The following is a 13,877-nucleotide window of genomic DNA, read 5'->3' on the forward strand; positions in this document are numbered from 1 at the left end:
CTGCGTGGACAGAGAAATAGATAAGCAGTATTGAGACTATGCGCTACCTATATTTGTTTTTATGAGAGAAGGCTTGCTCGCCCGCAATCAACCATTAACCGTAAATGGCTTTTTCGTTGTTAAATTAACCGCAATACTGAAGCTAACATCAACATTTTGATTTAAATGAATTGATGCTTTTATGCTGAAAACATACGTAATATGTTATCAAACTGAGTAATATCCAGCCAAAAGCGAATTTAATTCCGTCGCTGGTGGAGTGGTGAAACATTTTTTCGAGAGGCGCTTCTAGGGTGATGCTATATAAAGTTGCCAAAAAGCTTCTTGGGGCCCTTTACAATCGATATTCGATGTGGTGTTAAGGTATTGATTTTTATGGAGTTAGTAAATTTTTTTTTGCTGTTTTACAATGTTAACGTTGGCCAATAGTCAATTTGGAGGCCCTGATGAGTAACAACCAAACTTTTCGTGAACACGATTTTTCACAACAACTTTTACATGAAACTATATTTGAAAATTGTCATTTTTATCATTGCGACTTCAGCCATGCAGACTTAAGGGATGCAACATTCATCAATTGTAAGTTTATTGAAGTAGGAGACAGTATTGGTTGCCAATTTAATTATGCAGACTTGCGTGATGCCAGTTTCAAACATTGCAAGCTAGGCATGGCCAACTTTCAAGGTGCTAATGGTTTTGGGGCCGAGTTTAGAGAATGTGATTTACAAGGCGCCAGTTTTTTAAAAACCAGCTTTGCAAATCAGATATCACACAAGATTTATTTTTGCTTGGTGTATATTACCGGCTGTAATTTGTCTTATACCGACTTTGAAAAACAATGCATTGAAAAGTGTGACTTGTTCGAAAACCGCTGGACGGGCGCCAATTTACAAAATGCCTCTTTTAAGGGGTCAGATTTAAGCCGCGGTGAATTTTCATCCAATAGCTGGCAACAATTTGATCTGCAATATTGTGATTTATCACATTGTGAATTAACCGGTTTGGATCCTCGTCGAGTTAACTTAACGGGGGTCAAAATCTGCGACTGGCAACAAGAGCAATTATTAGAGCAACTCGGCGTTATCGTGTTACCTAGTTAACGCCAAATGAGGCAGAACGATAGTAGCTCTGCTTATTCTGAGTGAACTTGTCATCATTAATTGTTCACGTATTTAGCGCTAGGTAATATACATGTGCAAAGTGCTCGGTTTATTGTGATCTCTACACTCTAACTGAGTCGACATCTTTGACTAAATAGTACTAATAATGACAACGTACAGCTTTCACCTTGCTTGTTTTTATAGCATCATGACAACAAAATTGTGTTTTGCTTAAGCAACAATGACGTTAACGATGACATAAAAAGGATGTTACTCACCCATGAGAGCCATTTATCTATTTTTGTTATGCTCATTGCTAGTGCCTATAGTTGTCTGCGCTAACAACTTACCAAATTTCCTCACCGCAGATTCTGATAAAGAGTACCGTGCAACAATAAATCATTTACGGGGTTTATTGCCCAAAAATGGCATTGAAGAAGTATTGCCAGGGTTAGCTTCACCGTATGGTTTGCTTGATGTGCATCCTACAAAATTCTCCTCAGCAGAGGATAAAAATGATTTTGCTAACTTTAACTTGGGTGTAATGAGTCACGCTATATTTAAAGCCGACCCCAACTTTGCCACCAGTTTGCCCAATCGAGTACTGTGCAATGAAACATCATGCCGAAACCAAAGGCTTAAGGCCATCAACAAATTGCTGATACAACAAGACGTAATCCGTGTTTTTTTTAAGGACAATGTCGATATCACTATCGTGCAGCAGTCAGATGATAATGTATTTAGAGTCAATAATGCATTTTTCACCCCCGCAGGTATTATTCAATATCAACCGTCAGCGGTAGCAGGGTTTGTTCCTTCAGGCGATGCCACTTTTTTTAACAATGTCACCAATATAGAAGCGTGTGATTTGTGCTCAACACGCTCAGCTACGGTAAGAGACATTATGGCCAAGCACCACGTTGCCGCGATGGTTAAACAAAGTGACGGGGTAATTAATATTATTTTCGAAGGTATTAGTAATAATCATTGGGGAGTTAAGCTAAGTGACAACTCAGATGTTAAGCCAGTAAAAGGGCAGCCAAATGCTTTGGGGTATCCATATGATGATGTTATAGCAATAACACCAACGGTTATTTACTACCAAACTAACTAAAATACTCACCAGCTAAAATATTCATTTCTTTATTGCGCATGTCGATACGCTTAAACCATTAATGTCAGCCACATTAATGGTTTTATCGTGTTTATTAAGGGGCAAGTTTACCGAAGTTGACTAAGTGTTAAATGCGACACCAGGTTAGACCTCATACCGTTATTGGCTATTTACCTTGTTTTCTACTGCTATTGCCAATAGAGTGGCGGCCGATAATGTCCGTAATTCAGCACCATCAGTGTGAAAACACAAACAAAGTAGGTAACAGGTTTGATAGATAATATAACTTTGATCGTCGATTTCTTTCTTGAACACAAATTATTATTAACGGTGTTAATAATAATACTTATCTCAGTGATAAAACGTTTTATCATTTCAAGCATTCGTGGCGACGTCGCTTTTCTTTCTGATGTGCAACGTAAATGGATGTCACGTACTAAAAATGGCACCTTCATTTTAATATTGGTGATTTTGTTCATACTTTGGCAATCCGAAGTTAGCAAATTTGCCCTGTCAGTTACCGCTATTGCCATTGCTTTAGTCATAGCATCAAAAGAAATTATTCTGTGTTTTACCGGCTCAATACAACGCGCCAGTTCACGTTCATTTGTGATTGGTGATTGGATTGAAGTGGGTAAAATATACGGCGAAGTGATTGAACATAACTTAATGGCCACCGTGATCCAAGAGATAGACCTCGATCAAGGTCAATACCATTACACAGGTAAAACCGCCACACTGCCAAATAGTATGTTTTTTACCTACGCGGTTAAAAACCTTAATTTTATGAAACGTTATGTTTACCATAATATTACTATTACTCTGGTTCAGTTTGTTAATCTCTATCCGCTGTTTCCGGCACTAACCCGCCAAATAGAACAACATTGTGAAGACTTTATTGAAGTGGCTAAGCGTTATAACGGCGTAATAGAAAAGCATGCCGGTGTTGATTTACCCGGTAGTGAACCACATATCCATATAACCAGCGGCATTAATGGCGAGCAAAATGTGCATATTATGATTTTTTGTCCCACAGAACGCGCCATACATTTAGAGCAGCTCATAAGAGAAGACTTTATGGTTGCCTTTCAAGAACACTTTGGTTAATTGAGTTCTTTGGTTAATTCAGTCAATGCTCTGGCGGTAATGATACACACCGCAGAACATGGCGAGTCTCTGTATCATATTGAGACTCGCCATGTTACTTCATAGCTTCTATGCGGCTAACTCTTGGATAAACTGCGCTATTTACGAGCTTATTAATATTACGCGTCAATCCAGGTTATTCGTCCACTGTTACAGACAATTATTAGTCTGAAGTGGCCATGCGCTTACACTAACACCTGGCGGGTATTGGCAATATAGTGGTGGATTTGAGTTTCTGTTTTAGAATCAATCATCTTTTCTGGTCGACGGCCTTCAGGACAAGGCATCCGCGGTGTAGTGCCAAATACTCTACAAATCAATGGCCGCTCTTCATATACCTCGCAACCTTTAGGACCCAGATACACGCAGTTCCACTCGTTTAGTGCGGCTTCATGTTCGGCGACAGTTTTTACTGGCAAGCGCGACATTTCTTCTGAAGAGGTCGTTACCGGTCCGCAACAATCATGACAACCCTGCACACATTCAAATGATGGAATACGCTCGCGGAGTAGGTCGACTATCTCTATGTTACTGTTCATTAATAACTCAATTTTGTGCAGTTTGAGATTATTATAGCCCCATAGCTAATCAACTAAAAGCTGACAAGGTGTTTAAATTGACCTAGAGGCAATAGTTGTAAAGCCATTCATCACTGGGCAGCCCTAATACCATAGCGTTTAGAAGGTAGACTGACTGGTTCCGACACTTGTGCTATCGACTAGCAGGTGTCATTTAATGAATTTTTAGCGGTGAAATTTAGTCTATCAACTGGATAAAGAGGCATCGCATTAACGATCACACGACTTTGCTCACCATTGGGGTTAACGGATGTTCAAATGATATAAAGTAGTCGAATACACCTACCTCGCAAACACTATATGTTGATACGGTATCAATTGATTCGTTTGAGCAGACGACGTACTTTTCAATCGTTCTGCTCAACACACTTTTGGCGACGCTGGCGCCATACTCTGTTGCTACCGTTGCTCCAAATTCGTCATGTAATCCATTTGGGGTGAAGAACGATTTGCTATATACCATTGACGTTAAAATGTCGTTATTATGTGAGATAAAAACGTCATTGAGTGGATCATAGTTTCCGCCCAAAAGAACCGGCTTACAGTGTGGCTTGGATTTCAAAAACATGAATGTGCTTAGCGACGTGGTTACGCCTGTAAATGAAACATCTTCGTTAATCATGTCTATTAGTTGACCATGATATTTTCCGTTGTCAAAAAAAACCACATCATCAGAAAAAATTAACTCAGAAATTAACTTAGTGCTTTCTTCCATGCTACTAGAAGCATCTACGTTTAATATATTGTTATTGGTTTCTTTCCTTACATAGCCGCCGTAAGACTCAATACCAAAACTTGCAGCATAGTCAGAGTTAAGATCACGTCGAACAGTCATCTCAGATACTTCTAAGATCCTAACCAATTCTCTAATATGAATTTTGTCTTGATGATCTAAACAAGACATCATTCTTCTTAATCGCTCTAACCGCTTGGAAATCATTTTTCAGCCTTTAAATAAATCTGCAATTCTCATGCATACAATACTGACATGTTAAATGTATTAACAAATGTGATCTATGGTTTTGTGACTGAACGCATGAAAATAACAAATTGTTATAATTATAACATTAATGAGTGACTGTAATCACTCTATATCCCGCTTTTGTGTGTATTATCTGTTGCAACAAACACAATTATGCGAACATAATGGCAGTTAGTGTTCGTATAATAACAGTGCGAATGACGATAATAACAATATATGTTTGAATAATAACATGGGGCGAGACATGAAGAAAATTGCAGTTATAGGTTCAACCAACGTAGATTTAATTACCTATGTAGACAGATTACCTAAAGAGGGTGAAACACTAGAAGCACCTGCGTTTCGTATTGGCCGTGGCGGTAAGGGCGCAAACCAAGCGGTAGCGATTGCTAAGCTGGGATCAAATGTAGTAATGCTATCGAAAGTGGGTGACGATACCTTCGCTGACACTTGCATTCAGAACTATCAATCATACGGTATCGATACTAAGTATGTGATTAAAGTGCCCCATAGCAGCACGGGTGTGGCGCCCATATTTGTTAATACTACGACGTCACAAAACTCGATTCTGATTGTTAAGGGGGCAAATAACTTCCTTAAACCTGAAGATATCGACAGAGCTGAAAAGACCCTTAAAGATGTCGACTTGATTGTACTTCAATTAGAAGTTCCGCTAGAAACTGTGTATTACGCCATCGATTTTGCTAACAAACACGGTATCAAGGTCCTGTTAAATCCAGCCCCTGCGGTGCCATCGCTTTCAATAGATTACGCCTGTAAATGTGACTTTTTCATTCCAAACGAAACAGAGCTAGAGATTTTAACCGGTAAACCTGTCTCTACCATTGACGAGATTAAACAAGCTTCGAAAGTGCTGTTAGATAAAGGGCTAAATAACCTTATTGTGACCTTAGGTTCACAAGGTTCTTTATGGTTCTCCAAAGACGGTATCGAAAAGATGATTGAGCCTATTAAGGTTGACGCGGTAGATAGTAGTGGCGCAGGGGATGCATTTATTGGTTGTTTCTCGCATTTCTACTGTAATACCGGTGATGTGGAAGCTTCAATGAAAAAAGCATCAGTGTTTGCCGGGTTGAGTGTTACAGAAAAAGGCACCCAGTCTTCATATCCCAGCATTGAACAATTCGATGAGTTTATTGCAAAGCATGGTTAATCAATCCCCAAATCCTGATAAGGATTGAGTTTCATCACTAAACAACAAAGGAATGATATGTTTATTAAAAATAATACCAAACAACATAAAGATGGTTATTTGGATAAAACGCCTATTTTTCAATTTCTACTATTATCAATGGTATTCCCATTATGGGCTGCTGCTGCCGCACTTAACGACATATTGATCACTCAATTTAAATCTATTTTTGAATTGTCAAACTTCGCCTCTGCATTAGTTCAATCAGCATTCTATGGTGGTTACTTTTTGATTGCGATTCCGGCATCGATGGTTATTAAGAAATCGTCTTATAAATTAGCCATCCTAATCGGTTTGGTGCTTTATATTGGCGGTTGCATGATGTTCTATCCTGCATCAACGGCTGCCACTTATACTATGTTTTTGGCTGCAATTTTCTGTATTGCGATTGGTTTATCGTTTCTGGAAACATCTTGTAATACCTACTCTTCAATGATTGGTGAACCACAACGTGCCACATTGCGTTTAAATATCTCTCAAACGTTTAATGCACTTGGTTATATTGTGGGCATACTCATGGGGAAATACTTGGTTTTTCAAGAAGGGGTCAACATCGGTGAAATGATGCAAACCCTATCAGGAGCAGAGTTAGAACTGTTTAAACAGCAAGTGCTACAACACACATTAACGCCTTATAAATGGCTGGTGGGTGTATTGGTTATTATCTCTATTTTAATCGCCATCACTGAGTTTCCTAATTGTAAACCCAAAGCTGAAGGTAAAGCTAAACAACCCTCATTTGGTGAAACAATTAAATATTTGTCAACCAACAAGCGCTTTAAAAACGGGATTGTGGCTCAGTTTGCTTACGTAGGCATGCAAGTTGCTGTGTGGAGTTTTACCATCCGTTTGGCACTCGAAATGGGCAATATGACAGAGCGTGATGCAGCAAACTACCTGGCATACGCATTTGTGGCTTATTTCATTGGTAAATGTATTGCCAACTACCTGATGACCAGAATATCACAAGAAAACGTGCTATTAGGTTATTCCGTTATCGGCATAGCGTGTCTGCTGTATGTGTCCTTTGCACCAGACTTTAGTGCGGTATGGGTTGCCGTTTTTGTATCGGCTTTATTTGGTCCGGGTTGGGCAACGATATTCGCATCCACACTGCAATCGGTAGAAACAAAATATACCGAAACAGCAGGTGCGATTGTTGTGATGTCCATTATTGGTGGTGCGGTAATGCCTGCTATCCAAGGCTTACTTGCCGACCATATAGGGATGCAGCAATCCTTTATCGTTAACGTCATTTGTTTTGGGGTAATTTTCTCTTACTTTGCCACTGAAAAGAAACACAAAGCTACGTTAACACTGGCTAGACAAAGCGCGTAAAAAGTCAACAATGACCATCCGTAGTAGGGTGGTCATCTTCTTTAAAGGAAAATATCATGTTTACTATTCCTCTACACAAAGACCATTTCAAAAAAGAAAAAACCAACATTCTCAAATCAGACGATTTTGAAATAAACACTTTTATTTATAATTCAGGCGTTCACGCTGTTGAGATGAAAAACAATAAAGGCCATTTGGTTATTTTACCTTTTATGGGGCAAATGATTTGGGACGCCGAGTTTCTGGGGGTTGATTTATGCATGAAAAATGCCTTTAACGAACCCAAGGTTGCCGATCAGATTGTTAATACTTACGGTTGCTACTCATTTCATGCGGGTTTACTTCGAATGGGTTGCCCAACACCTCAAGATGATCATGTTCTTCACGGTGAGTTTCCTTGTGCATCAATGGACTATGCCTGGTTAATAGTTGATGAAAATAGCATGACATTAGCGGGATCCTATGAATACATCATGGGCTTTGGTGACCACTACATCGCAACACCAACAGTGGTACTCCAAAAAGACGCCGGCATTTTTGATATTACGATGACGGTCCAAAATCTTGCCACCACAAAAATGCCGCTACAATACATGTGCCATACTAACGCCGCTTTCTTCGAGGGGGCGGTGATGACGCAGAACATTGCAGATTCAGCCATTAAACTTCGTGAAAGTGTTCCTGCACATGTTCATCCAACCCCGCAGTGGTCTGCTTATAACAACAGCTTGAAAAACTCGCCACCCATCAGTGTTCTAGACAACAAGGAAATGTATGATCCAGAAATTGTTTACTGTATGGACGACTTATCTACACATGTCGATATAGCAAAGTTTGAAATGATTACAGCTGATCAATTTAAACTGACAACTGAATTTAATACGGCAGAGTTTAACAGTGCAACCCGCTGGATTTTATTTAATGGTGACCAGTCTGTCAGTGCCAATGTTTTACCAGCAACGTGTCGACCAGAGGGGTTTATTGCAGCAACAGAAAAGGGCACGGTTATTTACTTAGAACCAAACGAAGCGCGGACATTTAAAGTGACAAAAACCATCGTTAAAATGTAATCCATTAACGCTTTAGTTGCATCAGCCTAAGAATCTTGTCGTTCGACATAACCGCTGTTAGATAAAAGATTCTAGCCCCACAACACCAATCAATAGGCCTAGATTACTCTAGGCCTTAATACGCTATAATTATTCAGGGTCACACCCACTATCAACCATGAACTACCAATATTCAATCATCAATATTCCAAGCCACAAGGACTATAGGCTTATCGTGCCATGCAATCACTTATAGGATCTGTGGCATCTTCCCTATAGGCTACTTGTTAGAATATTTAATGTAGATAAATAGTGACAACAAAATAACCCCGCCCCCGATGAGCTTTTGCATCTCAACCACTTCATTAAGAAAACTCATCGACAATATTAATGTCCAAATAGGTTCTAAAATCATGATCAGCGAAGCGGTTTCAATTTTAACGCTAAACTGGCCGACCGTTTGGAGTAAGTAACGCACACTGGTTGCGATAACCGTCGATACTGCAAACCAGAATAATAAATGACCATTTAACTCAAACTGTGCCGGTGCAACAACAGCCATAATCATACAGCCCACCATACCCACCATGAATAATTGCACACAGATGGATGTTAACGGTTTTATATTGGTCAGAACTCGCTTATTCAGTACAAAATGCAATGACAGCAGTGCCGATGAAAATAAGAAAAACCATTGGCTGTTATCCACCTCCCAGCCCGTAGTAATGGTCAATAACATAATCCCTATGCAAGCTATAGGCAGCGTTATCCAAAACATGCGGTTGGGTCTTACTTTAAATAATAGCCAAGAAATAAACGGTGCAATAATCATCGCCAGGCTCATGATAAAAGCCCCCTCCGACAGAGTACTCGAGATGGTAATGGCGTGGACCCATACTTCTATCGATGCAGCTAATACAATGCCAACGCCACACAGTGCTGCAATTTGTTTAAACCGTAGTGCAAAAATTTGTCGGTAGCAAAATGGCAATAAAATCAAACTCGCGATTAAGAAGCGCGCAGCAATAAACACTTCTCCAGGCATGTCTAAAATAACAAGTTTAGAAGCTATCCATCCCACAGCGGCAAGCATAGTGGCCAATAATAAGAATAGTTTGCCGCGTAGCTCATCGGTTTTCATTAAACGTTTTCCAGCTTAGGGAAGGCAAAAGATACCAAGACTTTGGTATCGCTGCATGATACAGCATAACACCAACACTGATGCAAATTGATAAGCGGTCTATACGCACAAAGCGATCCTAACGTTATGTCAGAATCGCTCATATTTACTCAAGAGTATGGTGACGATTAACTCGGGCTGTACTCTGGATAATCTGTTAAGCCTTTTTCAGCACCTCCAAATAATGTTTCTGGGGTGTGCGCCGCTAATGGGTAACCTTGCTTAATACGGTTGGGCAAATCAGGGTTAGACACAAATGGTCGACCAAAACCAATCATATCCGCTAGACCATCGTTAATCGCCTGTGTGCCTTTTTCGCCGTTGTAGCGACCAGCATAAATCAGTACACCTTTATAAGCCGCTCGAACGGCATCTTTAAATCCTGCAGGTGTTTCAGGTGCATCATCCCAATCGACTTCAGCAAAATGAATGTAAACCACATTTAAGCTGTTAAGCAATACTGTTGCCGCGGTATAGGTTTCAATAGGGGTAGCATCAACCGTTCCATTTAGTGATGTAAAAGGCGCAAGGCGAACCCCAACACGATCTGCACCAATGGCCTCTGTCATTGCACTAACCACTTCGCCCAGAAAACGCAGGCGGTTTTCGATACTGCCACCATATTCGTCGATACGATTATTCGCTTCAGAATCAATAAACTGGTTAATTAAATAACCATTTGCAGCATGTAATTCTATACCATCAAAACCCGCTTCTATGGCATTTAACGCCGCTTGGCGATACTCACCAACAACATGTTCTATGTCAGCTTTAGTCATTTCACGCGCTACAACTACGTCAACAAAACCGGGTTCGTCTGTACCGTTATCCACAAACACTTTTACATTTTGTGCTTTTAGCGCAGATGACGAAATAGGTTGCTTGCCGTTGATATTGTCGGGGTGTGTTACACGACCAACATGCCAAAGTTGGGCGAATATAGTGCCGCCTTTTGCATGCACTGCTTTGGTGACCTTTTGCCATCCGGCGATTTGTTCAACAGAATAAATGCCTGGGGTCCAGGCGTAACCTTGGCCCATGGCTGAAATCTGGGTACCTTCACTCACAATAAGGCCTGCAGATGCGCGTTGAGCATAATATTTGGCCATCATATCGTTGGCAACATTACCAGGCTGAGTAGCGCGCGATCGCGTCATTGGAGGCATAACAATACGATTTTTTAAAGAAAGTTTACCGAGTTGTATCGGTTGAAATAGTGACTCTTTCATTGTGTATTCCTCTTTACTGACTAATTTGGATGAGTTCAATTTGGTATCCATCAGGGTCGACGATAAAGGCGATGTGGGTTGTGCCACCTTTTACCGGTCCTGGTTCACGAGTCACTTTGCCACCGCGGGCTGTAATGTCATTACAGGCACTATAAATATCCGCTACACCCAGCGCAATATGGCCAAAAGCATTGCCTCGGTCATACTCATTGGTATCCCAGTTGTAGGTTAATTCAATCGTGGTACTGTCTGCTTGAGTGCCATATCCGACAAAGACTAAGGTGTAGCGATACTCTTTGTTTTCAGTGGTTTCTAGCACTTTCATGCCCAGAACATTAGTGTAAAACGCGATTGATTTTTCCAGATCAACGACTCTCAACATGGTGTGTAAAAATTTCATATATTTCTCTTTAGGCAATATCGTTGAATTGCATCAGCGAACGTATAATTTACCGAATAAGTTGTGCAAATGGATGATGAGCTATGTTCGATAGTGATAATATACAGCGGATAGATGAAGATATTAAATGATTAAAACTTATCATTTTAATAACCTAATGTTATTGATTTTGAATTATTAACTTTGTATTTTTTATAATCGTTCTAACAGGAGAAATATCAAAAAGGTTATAACTGAGTTAACCGGTGTCTGTTGTCATGCTCCAGCATACTTAAGCACGCTATCACTACAACTCATTGTTTATAATAAATTTTCTGTCGGAAAGGTGGGGTGAGGTAGTTAAGGCAAAGTAGTTAAGGCAATGTGCGAAGATAATGGCTTGATGGTGTGTAAAGGTAAAATACCTAGCGCAATGTAGGTATCCACACATTAAGTATTACCGTTCAAAAGTAACAGTTTAATCGTACAACGCAGTAATAGACAAAACGCGACAGTCTCTTTGTTAGTTTACGACTCTGTCATGAGCTAAAGTGGCATTAAGCAAAAATATTGTAATGCGAGTGTTAATCCCACCTAACGTAGACCTTAATGAAACTTAAAGTACACTTTACGGCTTAAATACCAGCACCGGCATCTAGTCTCAGAGTATGTTGATTGTTAACATGACTTTCACTGTGGTATATCTCAGCAAAATCAACTTGTGGCAGACATTCAAAGCCAGGTTTTGCGAACAAATAACCCTGCATCAGCTCAATGCCAGCATCACGCAGCCATTGCATTTCTTCTATTGTCTCTACACCTTCGGCTAACGAAGTAATCTTGAGTTCAGCAAACAAGTTCAAACAATTTTTAATGATATATTGTCGGGTTTTATCTTTGTCGATGTTACGGATCAGTTTCATATCAAATTTGATGATGTTAGTTTGAAAATCTGCCAACAGCCCCAAACCAGCATAGCCAGAACCAAAATCATCCAGCGCGGTAATAAATCCTGACTTTTTGTAATACTCAACAATACCCTTAACAAATTCAGTATCGCTAATGTTCTCACTTTCGGTAAATTCAAACATGATTCTGTTGGTCGGAAAGCCATACTCTTTGGCGGCTTCTAAGGTGGTTCGAATACAGCGCTCAGGTTTATAAATCGCATTGGGGAGAAAGTTAATACTAAGCATTGAGTCTAGCTTTAGTTTAGCGGCCAGCGCGATGGCTTTAACGCGGCAAAGCTGATCAAACAGATAACGATTATCATCATTTACTTGGGCAATAACTGAAAAGGCGGATTCATTATTTAACCCACGAACTAATGCCTCGTAACCAAATATGCTATTAGTTTTACAGTTAATAATTGGTTGAAACGCCATTGTGAAATCAAAATCAAGGCTGCTTTTATCAAAACATTTATTACAAGAAAATCTGTCATAAACTATTGGCTTTGTTTCCATTGTTACAACCTCAAATCAATATAACGTCCGCTTAAGCTATGCAGCAACGCAACCTAGGATTCTGGCTTGCCTCGTTATCACTAAAAGCATGACGAGTACCAATGTAGCGCGTTACAAATCAACGTTAAGTATTTGTTTAATTAAGCCGCTATGCGGCAGAGAAGATAAAAATCGTACTAATTGCCTAAGACTCAATACTGGATAGAGACAGCTCAATAAGTATCGATAAGCTATAACGATTATCACCATAAAATGAGTAAAAAATCAATCATAAATACATCAAAACAACATCTTACCAACTTAGCCTTACAAGGCAAGCGGGTATTCCATCATCAATACTTATTCATGTGTGGATGGGCCGTTGTCGAGCTACTTTTACGGTATAACAGAGAATTGTATTATGCGATGGCATACTACCGTTCATAAAAAAGGCTAACCCAAATATAGGTTAGCCTTGTTAACGTTACCGTCTTTTTGATACGGCTAGCATTGGTGAAGCAGATTATACCGCGCTAGCTGTGCTCAAATTATGGCACTGGCTAGTGCTTAGCTAGTTTTTAGAGAGGTGTCTTTGTTTAACGAGCCAGTATGAAATGCCCAATGCAAGTGTCACTAAAGCAAGGCCGATGATCTGTTCTGCTGAAACGATTTTCAGATCTAACACAATAATTTTACGCGCGACAGCCATAAGGGCGGTCGCAATCACTAATTCTACTGGAATAACATTCGACCCAAGGTAAAGACGAATATTGATAAAGATTTCAACTGCTATCAATACCAGCATAAAAGCACCGAAAGTCTCAAGAATATCTTCTGCATCAAGCAGAAAATACGGTGGGATAATCACTTTGCTGTAAATCACATAGACAACATCTGCAACACTCCAAAAAATAACCACCACCATTAAAACGGCCAATATTCTTATGGCAAATCGAATTGCCCGATGGAGTACTTTTAATAATTGATCTGAATGATCATCTGGTAACTCTTCATGTTTCATGCATATTCCAAAATATTGCTGGCCCAAAGCCAATGTATTTAATAACGAGCGCCCAGGTATAGGCAATGAGTAAGTTAATTGTTTAGCAACCCAACGGTTAGCA

General features: G+C 39.8%; 13 protein-coding genes. 6 read left to right on the forward strand and 7 right to left on the reverse strand.

All coding sequences use genetic code 11. The features are described from left to right. Positions 1-443 precede the first annotated feature (443 nt). From EGC82_RS10670 to EGC82_RS10680, 3 genes are all read left to right on the forward strand, one after another. Positions 444-1,100: a Qnr family pentapeptide repeat protein gene (locus EGC82_RS10670; RefSeq protein ID WP_208646952.1), complete on the forward strand. Its 657-nt coding sequence runs from the start codon at positions 444-446 to the stop codon at positions 1,098-1,100. A gap of 280 nt (positions 1,101-1,380) precedes the next feature. Further along, on the forward strand, positions 1,381-2,214 hold the full coding sequence (locus EGC82_RS10675) for a hypothetical protein (protein WP_124730748.1): 834 nt from the start codon (positions 1,381-1,383) through the stop codon (positions 2,212-2,214). Between the two features lie 270 nt (positions 2,215-2,484). Next, entirely contained in the window at positions 2,485-3,321 is an 837-nt protein-coding gene (locus tag EGC82_RS10680; RefSeq protein WP_415837671.1) for a mechanosensitive ion channel family protein, read from the forward strand. A 224-nt stretch (positions 3,322-3,545) separates the two neighbouring features. Here EGC82_RS10680 and EGC82_RS10685 read toward each other — a convergent pair whose 3' ends face one another. Further along, entirely contained in the window at positions 3,546-3,899 is a 354-nt protein-coding gene (locus EGC82_RS10685; RefSeq protein ID WP_124730749.1) for a YkgJ family cysteine cluster protein, read from the reverse strand. Positions 3,900-4,155: 256 nt separating this feature from the next. After that, complete coding sequence (locus EGC82_RS10690; protein ID WP_124730750.1) at positions 4,156-4,878, reverse strand: DeoR/GlpR family DNA-binding transcription regulator; 723 nt, start codon at positions 4,876-4,878, stop codon at positions 4,156-4,158. A 286-nt stretch (positions 4,879-5,164) separates the two neighbouring features. On the opposite strand from EGC82_RS10690, the gene rbsK reads away from it, so the two are divergent. Genes rbsK through EGC82_RS10705 form a run of 3 tightly spaced genes read left to right on the forward strand, consistent with a single transcriptional unit; the run spans position 5,165 to position 8,541 of the window. Next, complete coding sequence (rbsK, locus tag EGC82_RS10695) at positions 5,165-6,094, forward strand: ribokinase (RefSeq protein WP_124730751.1); 930 nt, start codon at positions 5,165-5,167, stop codon at positions 6,092-6,094. A 57-nt stretch (positions 6,095-6,151) separates the two neighbouring features. Continuing rightward, the gene (fucP, locus tag EGC82_RS10700; protein WP_124730752.1) at positions 6,152-7,471 is read left to right on the forward strand and encodes an L-fucose:H+ symporter permease; all 1,320 of its coding nucleotides are present in this window, start codon (positions 6,152-6,154) and stop codon (positions 7,469-7,471) included. A gap of 56 nt (positions 7,472-7,527) precedes the next feature. Continuing rightward, complete coding sequence (locus EGC82_RS10705) at positions 7,528-8,541, forward strand: aldose 1-epimerase family protein (RefSeq protein WP_124730753.1); 1,014 nt, start codon at positions 7,528-7,530, stop codon at positions 8,539-8,541. 259 nt (positions 8,542-8,800) lie between these two features. Here the strand turns inward: EGC82_RS10705 and EGC82_RS10710 are convergent, their stop codons facing one another. From EGC82_RS10710 to EGC82_RS10730, 5 genes are all read right to left on the reverse strand, one after another. Beyond that, positions 8,801-9,661: a DMT family transporter gene (locus tag EGC82_RS10710; protein WP_124730754.1), complete on the reverse strand. Its 861-nt coding sequence runs from the start codon at positions 9,659-9,661 to the stop codon at positions 8,801-8,803. A 167-nt stretch (positions 9,662-9,828) separates the two neighbouring features. After that, the gene (locus EGC82_RS10715; protein ID WP_124730755.1) at positions 9,829-10,929 is read right to left on the reverse strand and encodes an alkene reductase; all 1,101 of its coding nucleotides are present in this window, start codon (positions 10,927-10,929) and stop codon (positions 9,829-9,831) included. A 13-nt stretch (positions 10,930-10,942) separates the two neighbouring features. Then, positions 10,943-11,329: a lactoylglutathione lyase gene (gloA, locus tag EGC82_RS10720; RefSeq protein ID WP_124730756.1), complete on the reverse strand. Its 387-nt coding sequence runs from the start codon at positions 11,327-11,329 to the stop codon at positions 10,943-10,945. A 614-nt stretch (positions 11,330-11,943) separates the two neighbouring features. Next, positions 11,944-12,774: an EAL domain-containing protein gene (locus EGC82_RS10725; protein ID WP_124730757.1), complete on the reverse strand. Its 831-nt coding sequence runs from the start codon at positions 12,772-12,774 to the stop codon at positions 11,944-11,946. A 550-nt stretch (positions 12,775-13,324) separates the two neighbouring features. Continuing rightward, the gene (locus tag EGC82_RS10730; RefSeq protein WP_124730758.1) at positions 13,325-13,774 is read right to left on the reverse strand and encodes a phosphate-starvation-inducible PsiE family protein; all 450 of its coding nucleotides are present in this window, start codon (positions 13,772-13,774) and stop codon (positions 13,325-13,327) included. Positions 13,775-13,877 lie beyond the last annotated feature (103 nt).

Source organism: Shewanella livingstonensis, from assembly GCF_003855395.1.
GTDB classification, from domain to species: Bacteria; Pseudomonadota; Gammaproteobacteria; order Enterobacterales; family Shewanellaceae; genus Shewanella; species Shewanella livingstonensis.

Coding starts and splice junctions, on each gene's coding strand:
- EGC82_RS10675 (WP_124730748.1), top strand. CDS start 1,381: ATGAGAGCCATTTATCTATTTTTGTTATGCTCATTGCTAGTGCCTATA.
- EGC82_RS10685 (WP_124730749.1), bottom strand. CDS start 3,899: ATGAACAGTAACATAGAGATAGTCGACCTACTCCGCGAGCGTATTCCA.
- EGC82_RS10690 (WP_124730750.1), bottom strand. CDS start 4,878: ATGATTTCCAAGCGGTTAGAGCGATTAAGAAGAATGATGTCTTGTTTA.
- rbsK (WP_124730751.1), top strand. CDS start 5,165: ATGAAGAAAATTGCAGTTATAGGTTCAACCAACGTAGATTTAATTACC.
- fucP (WP_124730752.1), top strand. CDS start 6,152: ATGTTTATTAAAAATAATACCAAACAACATAAAGATGGTTATTTGGAT.
- EGC82_RS10705 (WP_124730753.1), top strand. CDS start 7,528: ATGTTTACTATTCCTCTACACAAAGACCATTTCAAAAAAGAAAAAACC.
- EGC82_RS10710 (WP_124730754.1), bottom strand. CDS start 9,661: ATGAAAACCGATGAGCTACGCGGCAAACTATTCTTATTATTGGCCACT.
- EGC82_RS10715 (WP_124730755.1), bottom strand. CDS start 10,929: ATGAAAGAGTCACTATTTCAACCGATACAACTCGGTAAACTTTCTTTA.
- gloA (WP_124730756.1), bottom strand. CDS start 11,329: ATGAAATTTTTACACACCATGTTGAGAGTCGTTGATCTGGAAAAATCA.
- EGC82_RS10725 (WP_124730757.1), bottom strand. CDS start 12,774: ATGGAAACAAAGCCAATAGTTTATGACAGATTTTCTTGTAATAAATGT.
- EGC82_RS10730 (WP_124730758.1), bottom strand. CDS start 13,774: ATGAAACATGAAGAGTTACCAGATGATCATTCAGATCAATTATTAAAA.